We start from the raw sequence: 17,615 nt of genomic DNA, 5'->3' as shown, positions 1-17,615 counted from the left end.
GATCAACTTGAACACTAGGATAAGGTACTAGAGTTTGTGTCGGACTAGGAAGTGGAAACGATTGGCACGATTTCGGTTTCGTTTGGAAACAAGTCTCCGACTTGCAAAAAAGGCTTTAGAAGCAGCCCAGCGAGAGTTTGCACAAGAGGAGCAACGTTGGCAAGTGTGTGTTCGAGCCTGCGCTCTTCAACAAGAGCGATTTAATGAAGCGGAAGTAGGGCAACGTGACGCGGGTCGACACCGGCCCGAGGAGCTAGGAAATTGGCAAATTTTTGCTTCGGAGCAGTGGCGACGACTGCGCCAATGTGAGGTTGAGCAAAGAGAGCAACAATCGATTATGGAAGACGCGCGTCGCCTATTATTGGAAACCCATCGTGAAGTTGAGAAGTTTCGGCGTTTAAAGGAGAAGCAAGCCAAGGCCTTTCAGTGGTCTGAGTTGCAGAAAGAGCAAAAGTTATTGGATGAAACGGGTCAGATTCTTTACTGGCGGCAGGAAAAATCAATAAAATCATAAGGTTGGAGTAACAGAAGGGGGGATTTCATGATTTACGTAACACGCTTAAAGGGCACTGAATTCGCTATTAATTCTGACCTGATTGAAATTATGGAGGAAACCCCGGATACGGTCATTACCTTAACGGGTGGAAATAAATACGTAGTGTCCGAGTCCATCGAGGTTCTTATTGAGAGGATTGCCGAGTTTCGTCGGCGCTGTCGCCAGATTTGCAAAGTGGAGGAGCAACAGAATCTATGAATCGAAAAAAACTCATGACTACGATACTCACAGTGCTCTTGGGTGTGGGCTTGGGCGTAGGTGGCACAATAGGGGCACAAAAGTTTATTTTTAAAACACCGACATCTAGTTCAGCAACCGTGGCCGCAAGCGCGTCGAAAAAAGCCGGACCACTTTTGCCCATCGGCGAGTTCACTGTGAATTTGCAAGGAGGAGCTTTTTTAAAGACGACGATTACAGTTGAAGTGACGGATGCCAAGGCAGAAGTTCAGTTGAAAACGGAGGACGCGTTCTTGAAAGACCGGGTCAATACGGTCTTAGCAAACAAATCTCTTACGGATGTGCAGACACCCGTTGCGCGCGAAAAACTGAGAGAAGAGTTAATTAAGAAACTCAATGAAGTAGCAGATAACAAAATTACGGATGTGCTGTTTTTGTCTTTAGTTTATCAGTAAGATCGATGCTCGAGGCGCGAGGCTCAAAGTTCGAATATCGCGTCTCGCGCATTCATAAATGAGAGGGGGGATTCTATGGGAGACGTCTTGTCCCAATCAGAAATTGATGCTCTGCTGAGTGCACTGTCCGACGGGCAAGTCGATGCAGAGGAAATGAAGACGACAAAGACTCAGAAGCGGATTCGAGTGTATGATTTTAAACGCCCAAATAAGTTTTCCAAGGATCAGATTCACTCCCTCCAAAATATTTACGAAAATTACTGTCGCGGACTGACAACGTATTTTTCTGGGCACTTGCACTCTGTGATTGAAAGTAAAGTCCTTTCGATTGAGCAAATCACTTATGATGAATTCATTCGTTCTCTTCCCAACCCCACTGTGCTTGGGCTTTACTCCTTGAACCCTTTGGAGGGGACGGTCTTAATGGAGGTGAGCCCTACACTTGCGTTCACCATTGTGGATCGACTTTTGGGAGGGCAAGGGCAAGATGTGGAAAAGAACCGAGATTTGACGGAGATTGAAAGAACCATCGTGGAACATCGTCTGACCCAAATTATTGACCTCACAGGAGAGGCTTGGGCAGAGGTTTATGAGCTTAAACCTCAGTTTGTGGCGATGGAAACAAATCCTCAGTTCACGCAAATTGTGGCGCCCAACGAGATGATTGTGCTGGTAACTCTCGAAGTTAGTATTGGGGAAGCAATGGGAATGATTAATATTTGCATGCCTTATCTCGTGCTCGAACCCATCCTGGATAAGCTAAGCACATTCTTCCTTTTTTCCACTCAAGCAAAGGTGACCTCTCCGGAGCAAGTCGAAGCGATTCGACGAAAAATCGAATGGGCAAAAGTAGATATGGTTACTTTTTTGGGTCACTCGGAAATCCTTGTCCGAGATCTCTTAGACCTTGCTGAGGGGGATGTCATCCCACTGAATCAATCCGTGAATGATTCGTTGCCGATTTATGTGGGGGAATTCATGAAATTTAAGTCTATCCCTGGACTACACGCAGAACATCTTGCCGTTCAGATTACGGAAATAGTAAAGGAAGGAGGGGAACAGGATGGGTAGCGGCATGCTTTCCCAAGAGGAGATTGATGCGTTGCTCCGGGGTACACTGGAACCAGAACCGGAGACCACGCAGGAAGAAGACTTTTTGAATGAGATGGAACAAGATACCCTCGGGGAGATTGCCAACATTTCGATGGGTACTGCTGCAACGACTTTATCCCAACTTTTGGGTAAGAAGGTGGATATCACCACACCAAAAGTTGATGTGACTACCTCAGAACAAATTCGCGATGATTATCCTATCCCTTCTGTGATTTGTGATGTCAAATACAAGGCCGGGATCGAGGGCTCGAACCTCTTGATTCTTTCACAACGGGATGGCTCAGTCATTGTCGATTTAATGATGGGGGGAGACGGAAAAAATCCATCCCCCGAGCTCTCAGAACTTCAAATCAGTGGAATTTCCGAAGCTATGAATCAGATGATGGGGTCAGCGGCCACCTCGATGTCGACGATGTTTAATGCTATGGTGGATATTACCCCGCCAAATCTCGTGCTCAATGATCTGTCGATGACAGAAGATATCATACAGGACTTTCTAAATGCCAAAGAACCCCTCGTGAGGATCTCCTTCCGCATGGTTGTAGAGGATGTCATTGACAGTACTCTTATTCAAGTGATCCCACTCAGTGTGGCTAGGGGGATGGTCAATAAGTTGATGGCTGCGATGGAGCAACCTACGACAGTCTCACAACCACCTCAACCCCCGCTTTCGCACCCTTCACCCCCCACGCAACCAGCCTATGAAGAGATCCCCTTTTCGGCAGAACCGAACTACCCTCCTCAGGGAATGGGGCAGGGGTATGCTCAAGGAAGAATACAGACCCCTGTTCAACCTGCTCAGTTTGCACCGCTTCAGCCGGGGCACCCATTGATCCCGCCGGACAATCTAAGTTTGATTTTGGATGTGCCTTTGCAGATCAGCGTAGAATTGGGGCGTGCGAAAAAAACAATCAAGGAAATCCTGGAAATGGGCCCGGGTTCCGTCATAGAACTCGATCGCTTAGCCGGAGAATCTGTAGATATGATTGTCAATGGCAAGTTGATTGCCAAATGTGAAGTTGTGGTCATTAATGAGACCTTTGGAATTCGCATTACCGATATTGTTCACCCTATGGAGCGGATGAATTCGCTTAAATAAAGGAGGTAAATTGAGTGAGTGCTAATGTAATGATTGTCGATGATGCCGCGTTTATGCGTATGATGCTGAAAGACATCTTGACAAAGAATGGCTTTACTGTTATCGGGGAAGCCGAAAATGGGGCCGTCGCCGTGGAAAAGTATATTGAATTGCAACCGGATTTGACGATTATGGATATCACCATGCCGGAAATGGATGGCCTGCAAGCAGTTAAAGAAATCCGCAAGCGGGATTCTAAGGCCCGTGTGATCATGTGCAGCGCCATGGGCCAACAGTCTATGGTTATTGAAGCTATTCAATCTGGAGCTAAAGACTTTGTGGTTAAGCCCTTCCAAGCGGAACGTGTGGTCGAGGCTGTCACGAAGGCGTTGAAGTAAAATGCCCTCGTTCAATGAAGACCAACTGCTTCCTTCAAGTAGTGCCGCTCCGGCTGTCACGCAGTCTGTTTTCTCGTGGTGGGGGCTTCTGGGAACGTTGCTAGTTTTCCTCATAATTTTGCTTGTGTCTCTTTGGATTATCCGTCGCCTAAATCAAGCAACTTTACGAAATATGGATACGCCGTGGGCAAGGGTTCTCGATCGCCAAGTGTTAGCAGGTCAGCAGAATCTCTACCTTGTGGAGATTGCTGGTCAATTGCAAGTCCTTGGGGGAACAGATCATCACTTGGTGAAAATCAGTGAGATTAATGACCCAGCCGTTGCTGCTGAAATTTTAGAAGAGATTGCGACCCGTCCGACAGAACGAGTGGGAGGGTGGGTCAAACGCATACAAGAACTTTGGCGCAGACCGTCTCGGCAAAAAGAGCCCTTTTCCAGGGAATTAGAACGTTTGCTTGAGGAGGTAGAAAAATGAGGTCTTCCTCGAGCCGCTTAGCGAGACTCTTCACGATTGGGTTGCCCTCTGGGATGGCTCTTGGACTAGGGATGTTTGTCAATCCTAAAACCGCATGGGCAGCAGGACTCACGTTGGATCTGGGAACCACTTCAACTCAACAAACGGGTACGTCTCTGCAAATTTTGCTGCTCATGACCGTGCTGTCCTTGGCACCGGCAATTCTCATGCTGATGACGTCCTTTACCCGCATTATTATTGTGTTATCGTTTGTGCGGAATGCACTCGGAACTCAGCAACTTCCGCCAAACCAAGTGCTTGTGGGCTTGGCATTATTTCTTTCTTTTTTTGTGATGGCGCCAACGTGGAATCAGATAAATACTAATGCTGTTCAGCCCTATATGAAGAATCAGATCACTCAGACGGAGGCCTTGGACAAAGCTGAGGAGCCGCTCCGGATTTTTATGTTTAAGCAGACTCGGGAAAAGGACCTGGAACTTTTTGTGGGGTTATCCAAAATGGCGCAACCCAAAACCTATCGTGACGTTCCGACGTATGTTCTCATTCCGGCCTTTGTTATCAGTGAATTGAAAACCGCGTTTCAAATGGGGTTCGCGATCTTTATTCCGTTTATCGTTATTGATATGATTGTCTCTAGTACCCTGATGTCGATCGGGATGATGATGCTCCCCCCCATGATGATCTCGTTACCTTTTAAATTACTATTGTTTGTGTTAGTTGACGGTTGGCATCTCGTGGTTCAGTCGTTAGTGACGAGCTTTCATTAGAAAAGTATATACGTGAAAGGGGGGATGTGTGTGAGTCAAAGTCAGGTCCTATATATGGCAAAGGAAGCAGTAGGTGCCGTGCTGCTTGTGGGTGGGCCCATCCTGGGGGTGAGTTTGTTGGTCGGACTTTTAGTCAGCATCTTTCAGGCCATGACTCAAATTCAGGAGCAAACGCTTTCCTTTATTCCCAAGGTTGTCGCAGTGGTTGCTATCCTTATCTTGCTTGGTCCATGGATGCTGTCCGTTCTGACGGTGTATACCACCAATTTATTGACACAGTTAGCGTCGTTCGGCGCCTTATAAATCGAACATCGCACATCGAGTAGGGGGGACAAATGTGAGTCTGCAAGCACTGCTCCAGTGGAACCTCTCTTTATTTCTACTGATTTTGTCCCGTTGGACTGGTATGATCATGTTAGCTCCAGTTTTTGGCGCTAGGGGTGTTCCAGGAGTCGTTAAGCTTGCTTTGGCTGGAAGCCTGTCTGTGATTGTCTATCCCTTGATTTCTGCTGGTAAGCCGTCAATTCCTGTTGAGTTGTTGCCTTACATTGCGGTGGTCATCAAGGAAGTCTTGGTTGGACTGGTCATAGGGTTTGTGATTTATACTCTTACAGCCGTTTTACAAGGAGCAGGACAACTGATTGATTTTCAAATGGGTTTTACCATGGGGGCAGCGATTGACCCAGTTTACGGAGTGCAAAGCCCTATGATGGGGAATTTTCAGATGATATTGGCTACGATGCTTTTGCTTGTGACTAATTCTCATCACTTTCTCATTGCTGCTATGGTCAAGAGCTATGCCTATATTCCTCTTAACCCATCGAACATGCCCAGTAACTTTTCCTTTTACACCCTGCTTGTTACACATGTCTTTGCTCTAGCGATTCAATTGGCCATGCCTGTTTTTGGGGCACTTTTAGTTTCGGATGTCGGGGTAGGGCTGTTGTCTAGGACAGTACCCCAACTTAATATTTTCTCGGTGGTTTTCCCAGTGAAGATTATTTTCGGATTTGTCCTTTTGCTTCTCTCAGTTCCCTTCTTTGGGGAATCCGTTACGCATCTCTTTAATACCAATATGTCTTGGGTCCTACAACTTTATCAGGGGTGGAAGCAGTGAGTGAAAAAAAACATGCAGCCACGCCTAGGCGCAAAGAAGAAGCACGTAAAAAAGGTCAGGTTTTCAAAAGTCAGGAAGCTATTTCTGCGTTTATGCTCTTGGGTCTTGTGGCGGTGCTTAAATACTGGCTTCCAAATATGTTGCAGCGTATGGAACAACTCTTTCCTTATGTCCTAAGTCTTTCTTCGGACTGGACGGAACGATCGGTCGCTAGTCTAATGATGAATATTCTTTGGCTAGGGATTCAAATTATGGCGCCAATTTTCGGCGTAGGGGTTTTGATTGCTTTGGCTGCGAATTATATCCAAGTTGGAGTCCTCTTTACGGGGGAATCTATGAAACCACAAATTTCCCGTTTAAGTTTGATGAGTGGCGCGAAAAGGATGTTTGGGGTTAAGGCCTGGGTTGAACTGGCAAAATCCTTGACGAAAGTGATCTTAATCGGGTATTTCCTTTACGCGAGTGTTCGGGACCGTCTTCAGATCTTTCCCGCTTTACAGCAATTGGATGTGGGACAGGGAGCTATTTTTCTAGGTCAGGCCTTGATGGAACTCGCTTGGAAGATCTCGATTTCTTTTTTTGGCATTGCTGCTTTGGATTATCTCTATCAGCGGTGGGACTATGAAAAGAACTTGCGCATGTCTCACGAAGAATTAAAACAAGAATTTAAACAAACAGAAGGAAATCCAGAACTGAAAAGTGAGATTAAGAAACGACAACGGGCCATGGCCATGAGTCGGATGATGCAGGATTTAAAAAATGCGGATGTCGTTGTCGTTAATCCAACTCACTTCGCAGTCGCCCTTCGATATGACCAAAATGTTCAAAAAGCACCTTATGTCGTTGCTAAAGGACAGGATCAAGTTGCCCTGCGCATACGGGAATTGGCGAAGGAATATGACCTTGTGATTATGGAAAATAAGCCGCTGGCTCGTGCCCTCTATGCTCAGGTGGAAATTGGACAGGGCATTCCGGCGGATCTTTATAAAGCGGTTGCTGAGGTATTGGCTTTCGTTTATCGGCTTAAGAAAAAGAAAAGGGCATGAATGCAAATGAATTGCACGTTCACCAAAGCTTCGGAGCGGCTCGTTGTTGGCTCAGCTAACGCACGTAACCACTGGGCTTCTCTGTAAGTGAACCAATGTGCGTCTTCACGCTTCGCCAACTGCACTCGCTTGATGGTTCTATTTGCAATTTCATTTCAATCATTAACTGAGACACGACGAAGAAAGAAAGGGGGTAACCCTCATGGCCACTGTGTTAAAGCGTCGGTTTCTGGATAATACAGATATCTTAGCGGCAATGGGAATTGTGGGCATCGTGGTTATGATGGTCGTTCCCTTGCCAGCGAGTTTGCTGGATATTTTGATCACCTTGAATATTTCGGGTTCTGTACTCACTTTGATGCTTGCAGTTTTTGCTGAAGACCCGTTGGAATTTTCTGCCCTTCCTTCGCTTTTGTTGATCATGACCTTGTTCCGCTTGTCGTTGAATATCTCTACAACTCGGCTCGTTCTCTTAGATGGCTATGCGGGGCAAGTTATCCAACAGTTTGCTCAATTCGTGATTCGTGGCAATATGGTGGTCGGGTTTATCGTCTTTGCAATTTTGGTGATTGTTCAATTTATCGTCATCACCAAAGGAGCTGAGCGAGTCTCAGAAGTGGCTGCGCGCTTTACCTTAGACGCCATGCCAGGCAAGCAGATGTCCATTGATGCAGACCTGAATGCTGGGATGATCAACGAACAACAGGCACGAGATCGGCGAAAAGCAATTCAACAGGAAGCGGATTTTTATGGTGCCATGGATGGTTCTACGAAGTTTGTCAAAGGGGATGCCATTGCCGCAATTATCATTTTGTTTATCAACATTGTTGGAGGTTTTATTTCCGGGGTAGCAATGCAGGGAATGCCATTGCTTGAAGCCCTTCAGAAGTATACGATGCTGACCATTGGGGACGGGTTGGTTTCCCAGATTCCGGCGCTCTTAATCTCCACCGCGACGGGTCTTGTCGTTACCCGTGCTGCCTCGGATAAGAATCTTGGGGAAGATTTAAGTAAACAGCTGTTTCGGAATCCGAAAGCGATGTTTATTACAGCCGGAGTGCTAATCTTGTTAGCGTTTCTTGGTTTGCCGAAATTACCGATGTTTATTGTCGCAGCTGCTTTACTTGGCGCAGGAGTGTTGCTCCAAAAAAGCTCAAAGGTGTCGGTTGTCGAGGAAACGGAGGCCGCTCGCGAGTCAGAGATCGAGGCAAGTAAGAAACCAGAGAATGTTCTTAGCCTTTTGCAAATTGACCATATGGAACTTGAGCTGGGTTATGCCCTGATCGCCTTGGTCGATGTCCAACAAGGGGGGGATTTACTCGATCGTATTGTTCTGATTCGGCGTCAAATTGCCAGTGAGCTTGGGTTTATCGTTCCGGTGATTCGGGTACGAGACAATATGAATTTGCAACCTAATCAATATGTGATTAAAATTCGTGGTTCAGAAATTGCCACGGGTGAACTTCTGGCAGATCATTACATGGCCATGAGCAGTGGCTTTGACGATGACAGTATCCCGGGCACTCCGACCAAAGAACCCGCCTTTGGACTCGACGCCAAGTGGATTAATGCGAAGTATCGGGAACAAGCCGAGTTGAACGGATGGATGGTGGTGGATGCCCCCACAGTTTTAGCAACCCATATTACGGAGGTCATAAAGAGACAGGCCTGGGAAATCCTAGACCGTCAAGATGTCAAGACCCTGATAGATCACGTTAAGGAGCAAGCCCCATCCGTTGTTGAGGAGTTAATACCAGAAATACTAAGCCTTGGCCAAGTGCAAAAAGTTCTTTCAAACTTGTTGCGCGAGAGGGTTTCGATTCGGGACATGGTATCCATTCTGGAAACGCTCGCCGATCAGGCACAGGTCACAAAAGATCTGGATCGTTTGACGGAACATGTCCGTCAAGCCTTAGCGCGGCAGATTTTACAACCGCTCGTTGGAAAAGACAAAGTATTATCCGTGATCACGCTTGATCCTCAGATTGAGCAACAGATCCTCGACAGCATTCAGCAGTCGGATTATGGAACTTATTTAGCCCTTGATCCAAAGATGTTGCAAGTGCTTGTTCAAGGTCTCACACGTGAGGTGGAGAAGGTTGTGCTTAAGGGGTTGACTCCGATCGTTGTTTGCGCTCCGCTGGTGAGAATTAATTTAAAACGGGTGACCGAGCGTCAACTGCCGCAACTCATGGTGCTTTCATATAATGAATTAGTCCAAGGAGTACAAGTGCAAGCTGTAGGAATGGTGGGGATGAATCATGCGAGTTAGGCGCTTTGTAGGGGATAATGTTGCTGAAACCATGGGGAAAGTGAAACGAGAACTGGGTTCTGAAGCAGTTATTCTTCAGACTCGTGAATTTACTGAGGGAGGTTTCTTTGGCCTATTTGGCAAAATGAAGGTGGAGATCACGGCTGCCATTGAGGAGAACCCGGTGACTGCCCAAAAAGTTTTGACCCCGGATTATCGTGCGGATGTCGACAAGGTCATTGCTCCTTTAGCAAGGGCAGCGTCTGATTCACCTGGAGAACTTCAAGCAGAATTGAAGTCTATGCGTTTGATGCTGGAGAAAATGAATAGGCAAATGGAGGGGCTCGGAGAGGAAAAAAGTGTTTGGCCACAGGTGCTTCAGAGATGGGCAGATCATTTACAGGACAGAGGGGTAAATGAAACTATGGTAAAACGTTTGATGGGTCACGTTCAACAAACTCTGTCTCCAGCGGAATGGACCGATGATCTCCAGGTGTATGCTCGGCTTGAAGCGAATGTGCGCCAAATTTGCGGCCAGATAGGCCTGATTCAGCCAGGGCTTGATAAACCTCGGATTGTCGCCTTGATCGGACCCACTGGGGTGGGAAAAACGACGACGATCGGTAAGCTGGCGGCTGGATTTAGTATTGTTGATAAACGCAAAGTGGCTTTGATTACGGCCGATACGTATCGGGTAGCTGCTGTCGAGCAACTCAAAACGTTCGGCGAAATTATCGGGGTACCGGTTGAAGTCGTCATGACACCGTCAGGGTTGAGCGAGGCCCTTGAGCGTCATGCGGATAAAGAACTTATTTTTGTCGATACGGCTGGACGAAGCCCTCATCACGAATTACATATGTCTGAGTTGCGTGCGTTTTTGGATGAAGCGCGACCAGATTTCACGATGCTGGTCATGAGCGCCACCACGCAGTCGGCGGATCAACTTCGGATCTATCAACGCTTCGAAGGCTTGACAACCCATCTCATTTTCACTAAGTTGGATGAGACAGGGAGTGCAGGGTCTTTACTCAATCTCTTGGGACAGACAACACTACCTACGGCCTATTTGACGAACGGGCAAAATGTTCCAGACGACATTGAAGCAGCAACACCCTATCGTTTGGCGCGCTATGTGTTAGGGGAGGAGATGCCCCATGCATGATCAAGCGAGTGTCTTGCGCAATTTGGCTTCGCGCGAAAAACACAAAAGCAAAATGAGAGTTATTGCCGTGACCAGCGGCAAAGGGGGAGTTGGAAAAACGAATTTCACGGTTAATCTAGCCCTAGCCCTAGCTGAATATGGGCAACGGGTTATTATCCTCGATGGAGACTTGGGTCTCGCTAACGTCGATATTGCCTTCGGCCTTACGGCACGTTATACAATCGAACATTTATTATCGGGTGAAAAAACGATTGAGCAGATTCTTCTAACTGGACCGCTTGGGATTGGAATTATCCCAGGGGGTTCTGGTGTGCAAGGACTTGCCAATTTAGAACATGATCAATTGGCAAATGTTGTCGTCAATCTCGGCCGACTTGAAAGAATGGCGGATTTATTAATTATAGATACTGGAGCGGGCCTCGGTCATACAGTGATTAATTTCTTGCAAGCAGCGGACGACATTATCATGGTGATAACTCCGGAACCCACCGCCTTGACCGATGCCTATGGTTTGCTGAAAACTTTGAGGAAAGAAGCGGGCGAGGTACCCATTCATATCGTCATTAATCGGGTAAAGACTGAGGCAGACGCCCTAGCAACGTATAAACGGTTGGAAGTTGCAGTCAGTAAATTCTTACACGGATCGCTTAATTTACTAGGGTGGGTTTACGATGACCCCCTCATGGGACGCGCTGTCATGCAGCAGGTACCGCTGGGAATCAGTTACCCGGAAAGTTCAGCCTATCGGTGCATTCAATGGATTGCTGGTACTGTTACCGGGATTTATCTTAGTCCACCTCGCCAAGCGGGTGGCATTCGGGGCTTTCTTAGCACCTTACTCCGTTCATTTTGAACCATATCATAATTGTATTGCCCATGTTCTTCTTCAAAAGGGGGGATAAATTTGTCGTATAAGAAGAAGCTTCTGCCGGGGGTATCCGTTGAACTCGCAGTTTTGGAAGGCGAGTATGCAGGAAACTATCGGACACGGATTGAGGAAGTTGGGGAGAGACTTCTTGCGGTTGGTGCGTTGTTTGATAAGGGAGAGGTGGTCCCTTTGCGTGAAGGGACGAAAGTGAAACTGACATTTTGGGATGAAGTGGCTGCTTATTCTTTTGAGGCCAAAATTATGCAACGGATAGCGGTTCCGGTCTCACTGTTTGTCTTAGAGTTGCCGGATTCAATATCCAAAGTCCAACGCCGTAACTTTGTTCGAGTCCCTGCCTTCTACCCTATTACGTTTCGAACTGTGACTCGGGAAGGGCTTAGTGATCTATATAAAGGGACGATGCTTGATTTAAGCGGTGGTGGAATGCGCTTTTCAACGAAGGAACGTGTGGAGAATAAATCGTTACTCTATGTTCAGTTAACCCTGCCCATCGGAGAGATTCAGTCTCCAGTCCGTGTGTGCCGAGCTGAACAGATTGAGGATAGCAACCGGTACAGTGTTTCGGTGCAATTTCATGAGATCTCGGAACGGGAGAGAGATCGTATCATACGCTGTGTCTTTGATATTCAAAGGGAGATGCGTAAGAAAGGATTGGTTTAAATCATGGAGATCACTCAAATCCAATTGGATGCCTTGCGTGAAATAGGAAACATCGGTTCGGGACATGCTGCTACAGCCTTGTCGACCTTACTCCAGCGCCGCATAGAAATGTCGGTGCCGGAGGTTTGGGCGATCCCGTTTGAACAAGTCAGTGCCCTCGTGGGTCAACTTGACACACCTCAGGCAGTAATCTATGTAAAAGTTGAAGGTTCAGCCCCGGGAAAAGCCGTTTTCTTCTTTCCAGTGGAGAGTGCTGAAATCATAGTGCAGGCTTTATTTGGTACGAATGATCCGATGGATCTCTATGCGGATGAGATGCCCCAATCCGCTTTGAGAGAAATTGGGAATATCTTGGTGAGTTCCTTCTTAGTTGCCTTAACTCAATTTTCCGGGATTCCCCTCCAACCTTCCGTACCTGCTCTAGCAGTCGATATGATCGGTGCAAGTTTGGATGCAATTTTCCTGGAGGAGGGCGTGCTTGATGACACAGTGTTATTTATTGACACACAACTTTCTGGAATACCGAAGATTGAAGGGCAATTTATGTATTTGCCAGACGAAGGGTCATTGAAAAAATTGTTGGGAGCTATGGGATTATGAGTAATGTAATCAGTGTTGGGATGGCTGATTTCAAGACGGCAAAAACTCCCGACATTTTATTAACGGCTGGGCTAGGGTCTTGCATCGGAATTTGTATTCATGACCCGATTCTAAAAGTGGGTGGAATGGCTCACATTATGCTGCCCACCGCTAGTGGGAGTTTAGGGGGAAATCCGGCAAAATACGCGGATACTGCACTTGGCTTACTGCTAAAAGAGATTTTTGGTATGGGAGCTAATACTTCTCGCCTAAGGGCTAAAATGGCGGGTGGAGCTCAGATGTTTTCTTTCCCTGGAAAACCACCCGTACTTAAGATTGGGGAGCGCAATGCTGAAGCAGTAGAGCAAGAACTGAAAAAACACGGAATTCCACTTCTGACCACGGATGTTGGAGGAAGTTTTGGGCGCACGATTCACTTTGACGTGGGAACAGGGGAACTACATATTCGAACAATTAATCAAGGCGAAAAGGTGATTTGATGACTTCCCAGAACAGTGAACTAGTTCGAGTTTGGGCTTTCCGTCTCTCCTTAGGTACAACATTGATTGTCGTTGTGTTGAGTTGGAGCAATGCGGTGAAACTGTTTGATTTAGTAGTTCGGGCAGGGGTGTCCTTTGGGGTTATGTTTCTTTTGTTGGCAGGAATCTTGAGCTTGTTTGAAAAGACTGCACTTCCTGTCTCTCAGAATGGTACGTCTGATTCGGTTTCTGGACGGGGTAGCTTTATTGACGTCTCTGTTGGAGAGGAAGACATCTTAGGGTCACAGGCATCCGATTCTGGTTTTCCTGGACAGGTTGATCCAAGTTTAAGTAATGGCATACTGGATGGTGAGCAACAGGCAGAAATTGTGCGTCGTATGGGTTGGGGATAAATTCGGAGGTGAGTAAGACTTGGTACCGAACGCCTATGGATCTGCCGCGCGTGGACCGTGGAAACAAGAACTGATTGAACAATACTTGCCTTTGGTTAAGCGCATTGCCGGTCGTCTAGCAATGTCCCTCCCGTCCCATGTTGAGGAGGATGATATCATTGGCTATGGTGTCTTTGGATTACTCGATGCTTTGGAACGGTTCGAAGCTGCTCGGGGCTGGAAATTTGAAACGTACGCCTCGATACGCATTCGCGGGGCCATGATTGACGGACTCCGGATTATGGATTGGGTTCCTCATTCGGCAAGGCAGAAGGTGAAACGGGTTCAAGATGGCTTTGTTGAGTTGGAATCCCGGCTAGGACGGGCGGCGACAGTGGAAGAAGTGGCTGAGTTGCTTAAGGTAGAGGTGAAGGAAATCGAAGGTGTTTTAGCTCAAGCTCAAATCTTAACACTGACTTCCTTTGATGAGACGACAACAGATCAAGAGGGGGACGGAAGTGGTACGCCACTCAATTTGTTAAGGGATGCTGAAGCCCAAGAAGCGTTTCAAGATGTAGAGAAAGAAGAACAGAAACTAATTCTTGCACGAGCGGTGGAGAAATTACCGGATAAAGAAAAATTAGTGATTGCACTTTATTATCAAGAAGAACTGACCTTGAAAGAGATCGCGGCAGTTTTAAAACTCTCTGAATCTAGGATTTCTCAACTGCATTCCCAAGCAGTTTTGCGATTAAGGGGAAGGCTTAGCAGACAGAAGAAGAACTTGTTTTAGAAAATAATCGTCCTAATGTTTTATTAGGATTTTGTCGATAGAGTTAATAGAAGTAAGTAGGAGGTGACGATGGATGGCAGGTATACATGTCCTTTTGGATTCCCTCAAGGGTGGAAACAAACTGGAGAAAGCAACAACCCCAAAGGGAAAAGACGTTATAGTCAGCCCTGAAAACGCTGCAGAAGTTTTTGCAGCGATTCTTAGTGGCTCCATGAATCTAAACTCAAATCCAAAAGGGCAGAACTCCTCTTTAGCAGGCCAAGATATGGAAGGGACGCAGAGTGCTGGTAATTCTGTACAAATACCACAAAAACAGAGTACAAAGGGAAATGTGCTGCTAGGGTACGGTAATTTTGCACTTCCATTTCTTACACAGCTTATGCTTCAGAGTGATTTTCCGGCAGGCAAGGAGGCCAATTCCGGAAGTGTTGTGAGCCAGGGAACGGGGGGGCTATTAACAGCGGATGCCCAATTGACGAATGCGAAGGCAGCGATGGTCGACATCAACTCGAGCTTAGTTAATTCAGGTGTTGTTAATTCAAGCGAAGTTCCTCAGGTCTCAGACGAGAGTTTAGCGACTACAGGGATGGCGTCGCCAAAACCTCAGGGGGAAAATACCGGAATTACGGAATTGGATAAATATAGACTGGTTATTTCACAACTTTTAGAAGTACTCTCAGGAGAGATAACCTCTCCTCAAGGGAATCCTTTAAACTTGGGAACAGGAACGGAGGCCCTCAGCCAGGATGTGACGAAGCTCTTCCAGGGAGATAATCTCATAACCCAAGCTCTGAGTCTGGAGGGGGATAAGGCTCGCCAAGCTGGAGGTTCGGCTATTTCGAATTCAGCGGTCGCCAAGGTATTGAGTCCTTTGAAGGGATTTTCCACGAACTCACTTAATCTGGATGTGGCCAAGAGCGTTCAGGGAGACAAGGCACAAGGACTCTTAGCAGGGCTTCCTAAAGAGATTACAGCCTTAGCTTCCAAAGAAGACACCTTAAGTTCAGGAATTACTGGAATTGAGGCTCTTAGTCAGGATATCTTGAAAGTAGTTCGGGATTGGAAGATGTTAACAAGTGACCTCAAAGGGACCAAATCGTTGCTTGATGCTCTTGGTCCAGGGATCAAGGGTGATATTGTTCCTACAGTTCAAGGGAGCTCGGACTCCCCTGTGAAGCAATTGAAGGGCACTGACGTAGACCAAGTTGCAACACAGGCACAGGTAAAAGATACCGTATTTCCTACTAATGTTCGGCTAAAACCTGAGAAGATGGACTTTCATGCTTCGCAATTCCCGGAACAACCTCATGCTGTGAACGACGCACAAAACCAGAATGCAAGCACTGCTATTGGGGTTGCAAGCAATACTGTAGTGGCTAACGTTGCGAGCGGGAAAACAGTTGCGATTCCTGTATGGGAGCAGATCTCTACGGGATTTCGCGAACAAATTTTAAATAGACATCAAGAATTGAAGGAACTGGATATTCAACTTCATCCAGCTGAATTAGGTAAAGTTCAAATCAATCTTCGTTGGGAGAATGGGCTTGTCCATCTTCAAGTTCAGGCGTCTGAGGCAGCGACCGGGACGATTCTTCAAAATCAACTCTCGGATTTGCGCCATACCCTTACAGACCAAGGCGTGAACTGTGGTACGTTACAAATGGGGCAGGGTGGAGACCAGCGTCAGAATCAACGGGGGGATGAATCCCGTAAAATGTTTAATCAAAACAGTAACTCTAATGCGGATGAGGAACTCATCCCAGATACCAGTCCCTTTTTGGGGGGTCAGGATGAGATCAACCGGATTAATGTCACAGCATAGGAGGAAATATGAGTAATACAGTTAGTGGGACGAGTTCCACATCGACTTCAGCCAGTACGACGAGTACAGCTAAAGTGACCAGTAATGCTACACTTGGAAAAGAAGATTTTCTCAAGTTATTGGTGGCGCAGATGCAAAATCAAGATCCCATGAATCCAACGGATAACAAAGAATCCATCGCGCAATTGGCCCAGTTCAGCTCTTTGGAGCAGATGAACAATATCTCTACCTCCATGGACGCATTAAATAAAAGTATGACTAATTTCATGCAACAATCTGCACTTACACAAGGGTCCGCCATGATTGGAAAGTCGGTGAGTGGGGTTGATACTGATGGCGTGACCCCAATCGAAGGCACAGTTGAAGCGGTGAAATGGCTCGACGGCGATCCCAAGCTGCAGATCCGCAAGGCGGATGGAACTCTTGTAGATTTGGAAATGAGTCTGATCACATTAGTGAAGTAACAACCAACTTCTACTTCAACTGCTGCTGCGGTGACTCCATAAACACGAAGATCCAATTTTAGGGTACACTAATTCACAAGGAGGAATATGCGCTATGATGCGTTCGCTATATTCGGCAATTTCGGGTTTAAAAAATCACCAGATCAAAATGGATGTTATCGGGAACAACATTGCCAATGTAAACACAACGGGTTTTAAACGGAGCAGGGTGACGTTTTCCACAATGCTTAGTCAGACTTTGAAAGGGGCATCTGCACCGATAACCACAACGCCAATAGTAGGGGGTACTAATCCAATGCAGGTTGGCTTAGGGGCTTCACTTGGTTCAATTGATCAGATTATGACTCAGGGAAGTTCACAGTCAACAGGGAACCCCACGGATATGATGTTACAAGGACCGGGTTTCTTTGTTTTAACAACGAACGGGACGGATAGAGTTTATTCTCGCTCGGGTGCTTTTTCATTAGATGCCAATGGAAATTTAGTGGATCCAGCATCAGGGGCACAGGTATTAGATAGTAGTAGTACGTCTACTACTGCGACACCAATTAAAATTACCCCTGACACATATAGCAGCTATACCGTAGATAAAACAGGTACTATTACAGGTGTTCCTATGGCAGGAGGTGCTACGGTAACAATTGGGCAGGTTCAGATTGCTACGTTTCCGAATGATGCTGGACTAACAAGTTTAGGTGGTTCTTTTTACCAAGAATCGAATAACTCCGGGGCTGCTTCTACAGGGACAGCAGGTGACGCTACTCATGCGGGAACAACCATTGTCTCAAACGCTGTAGAGATGTCTAATGTCGACCTTTCTACAGAATTTACAGATATGATCACGGCCCAGCGGGGCTTCCAAGCCAACTCTCGGGTTATTACAGTATCGGACACGCTCTTGCAAGAATTGATTGACCTCAAACGTAATTAATCGTTGAGATT

General features: G+C 46.7%; 22 protein-coding genes. All 22 read left to right on the top strand.

Going from position 1 to position 17,615, the window contains the following annotated elements:
• Nucleotides 1-61: 61 nt before the first annotated feature.
• The 22 genes from DSOL_RS03735 (at nt 62) to DSOL_RS03630 (ending at nt 17,604) form a co-directional block, all read left to right on the top strand.
• Nucleotides 62-514, top strand: a complete 453-nt coding sequence (locus tag DSOL_RS03735; RefSeq protein WP_075363540.1) for a flagellar export protein FliJ — start codon at nt 62-64, stop codon at nt 512-514.
• 27 nt (nt 515-541) lie between these two features.
• The gene (locus DSOL_RS03730) at nt 542-754 is read left to right on the top strand and encodes a flagellar FlbD family protein (RefSeq protein ID WP_075363539.1); all 213 of its coding nucleotides are present in this window, start codon (nt 542-544) and stop codon (nt 752-754) included.
• On the top strand, nt 751-1,188 hold the full coding sequence (locus DSOL_RS03725; RefSeq protein WP_075363538.1) for a flagellar basal body-associated FliL family protein: 438 nt from the start codon (nt 751-753) through the stop codon (nt 1,186-1,188). The genes DSOL_RS03730 and DSOL_RS03725 overlap by 4 nt, the downstream gene beginning before the upstream one ends.
• A 75-nt stretch (nt 1,189-1,263) precedes the next feature.
• Nucleotides 1,264-2,259 carry a flagellar motor switch protein FliM gene (gene fliM, locus DSOL_RS03720; RefSeq protein WP_075363537.1) on the top strand — a complete coding sequence of 332 codons (996 nt, stop codon included), beginning with the start codon at nt 1,264-1,266 and terminating at the stop codon, nt 2,257-2,259.
• The gene (gene fliY, locus DSOL_RS03715) at nt 2,252-3,400 is read left to right on the top strand and encodes a flagellar motor switch phosphatase FliY (RefSeq protein ID WP_075363536.1); all 1,149 of its coding nucleotides are present in this window, start codon (nt 2,252-2,254) and stop codon (nt 3,398-3,400) included. The genes fliM and fliY overlap by 8 nt, the downstream gene beginning before the upstream one ends.
• Nucleotides 3,401-3,414: 14 nt before the next feature.
• Nucleotides 3,415-3,777, top strand: a complete 363-nt coding sequence (locus DSOL_RS03710; RefSeq protein ID WP_075363535.1) for a response regulator — start codon at nt 3,415-3,417, stop codon at nt 3,775-3,777.
• 1 nt (nt 3,778) lies between these two features.
• Nucleotides 3,779-4,252 (top strand): flagellar biosynthetic protein FliO, encoded by a 474-nt coding sequence (locus DSOL_RS03705; protein WP_075363534.1) that lies wholly within the window; start codon nt 3,779-3,781, stop codon nt 4,250-4,252.
• A 53-nt stretch (nt 4,253-4,305) separates the two neighbouring features.
• On the top strand, nt 4,306-5,019 hold the full coding sequence (fliP, locus tag DSOL_RS03700; RefSeq protein WP_139314374.1) for a flagellar type III secretion system pore protein FliP: 714 nt from the start codon (nt 4,306-4,308) through the stop codon (nt 5,017-5,019).
• Between the two features lie 30 nt (nt 5,020-5,049).
• A complete protein-coding gene (fliQ, locus tag DSOL_RS03695) occupies nt 5,050-5,322 on the top strand; it encodes a flagellar biosynthesis protein FliQ (protein WP_075363533.1) in 273 nt (90 codons plus the stop codon).
• A gap of 34 nt (nt 5,323-5,356) precedes the next feature.
• Nucleotides 5,357-6,136 (top strand): flagellar biosynthetic protein FliR, encoded by a 780-nt coding sequence (gene fliR / locus DSOL_RS03690; RefSeq protein WP_075363532.1) that lies wholly within the window; start codon nt 5,357-5,359, stop codon nt 6,134-6,136.
• A complete protein-coding gene (gene flhB, locus DSOL_RS03685) occupies nt 6,133-7,182 on the top strand; it encodes a flagellar biosynthesis protein FlhB (RefSeq protein WP_075363531.1) in 1,050 nt (349 codons plus the stop codon). The genes fliR and flhB overlap by 4 nt, the downstream gene beginning before the upstream one ends.
• A gap of 202 nt (nt 7,183-7,384) precedes the next feature.
• Nucleotides 7,385-9,454: a flagellar biosynthesis protein FlhA gene (gene flhA / locus DSOL_RS03680; protein WP_075363530.1), complete on the top strand. Its 2,070-nt coding sequence runs from the start codon at nt 7,385-7,387 to the stop codon at nt 9,452-9,454.
• Complete coding sequence (gene flhF, locus DSOL_RS03675; RefSeq protein ID WP_075363529.1) at nt 9,444-10,595, top strand: flagellar biosynthesis GTPase FlhF; 1,152 nt, start codon at nt 9,444-9,446, stop codon at nt 10,593-10,595. Before flhA ends, flhF begins: the two co-directional genes overlap by 11 nt.
• Entirely contained in the window at nt 10,588-11,448 is an 861-nt protein-coding gene (locus DSOL_RS03670) for a MinD/ParA family protein (RefSeq protein WP_075363528.1), read from the top strand. Before flhF ends, DSOL_RS03670 begins: the two co-directional genes overlap by 8 nt.
• Nucleotides 11,449-11,499: 51 nt before the next feature.
• Nucleotides 11,500-12,144, top strand: a complete 645-nt coding sequence (locus DSOL_RS03665) for a flagellar brake protein (protein WP_075363527.1) — start codon at nt 11,500-11,502, stop codon at nt 12,142-12,144.
• 3 nt (nt 12,145-12,147) lie between these two features.
• Complete coding sequence (locus tag DSOL_RS03660) at nt 12,148-12,744, top strand: chemotaxis protein CheC (RefSeq protein ID WP_075363526.1); 597 nt, start codon at nt 12,148-12,150, stop codon at nt 12,742-12,744.
• The gene (locus tag DSOL_RS03655) at nt 12,741-13,223 is read left to right on the top strand and encodes a chemotaxis protein CheD (protein ID WP_075363525.1); all 483 of its coding nucleotides are present in this window, start codon (nt 12,741-12,743) and stop codon (nt 13,221-13,223) included. The genes DSOL_RS03660 and DSOL_RS03655 overlap by 4 nt, the downstream gene beginning before the upstream one ends.
• Nucleotides 13,223-13,615: a hypothetical protein gene (locus tag DSOL_RS03650; protein ID WP_075363524.1), complete on the top strand. Its 393-nt coding sequence runs from the start codon at nt 13,223-13,225 to the stop codon at nt 13,613-13,615. The genes DSOL_RS03655 and DSOL_RS03650 overlap by 1 nt, the downstream gene beginning before the upstream one ends.
• Nucleotides 13,616-13,634: 19 nt before the next feature.
• Nucleotides 13,635-14,387, top strand: a complete 753-nt coding sequence (locus tag DSOL_RS03645) for a FliA/WhiG family RNA polymerase sigma factor (protein ID WP_075363523.1) — start codon at nt 13,635-13,637, stop codon at nt 14,385-14,387.
• A 73-nt stretch (nt 14,388-14,460) separates the two neighbouring features.
• On the top strand, nt 14,461-16,209 hold the full coding sequence (locus tag DSOL_RS03640; RefSeq protein ID WP_075363522.1) for a flagellar hook-length control protein FliK: 1,749 nt from the start codon (nt 14,461-14,463) through the stop codon (nt 16,207-16,209).
• Nucleotides 16,210-16,217: 8 nt separating this feature from the next.
• Nucleotides 16,218-16,673, top strand: coding sequence for a flagellar hook capping FlgD N-terminal domain-containing protein (locus DSOL_RS03635; protein ID WP_075363521.1), 456 nt, complete (start codon nt 16,218-16,220; stop codon nt 16,671-16,673).
• Between the two features lie 94 nt (nt 16,674-16,767).
• Entirely contained in the window at nt 16,768-17,604 is an 837-nt protein-coding gene (locus tag DSOL_RS03630) for a flagellar hook-basal body complex protein (protein ID WP_075363520.1), read from the top strand.
• Nucleotides 17,605-17,615: the final 11 nt, after the last annotated feature.

This window comes from Desulfosporosinus metallidurans (assembly GCF_001936615.1).
GTDB classification, from domain to species: Bacteria; Bacillota; Desulfitobacteriia; order Desulfitobacteriales; family Desulfitobacteriaceae; genus Desulfosporosinus; species Desulfosporosinus metallidurans.
The sequence above is the reverse complement of the archived record's forward strand: the minus strand, read 5'-3'. Positions and strand labels throughout refer to the sequence as shown.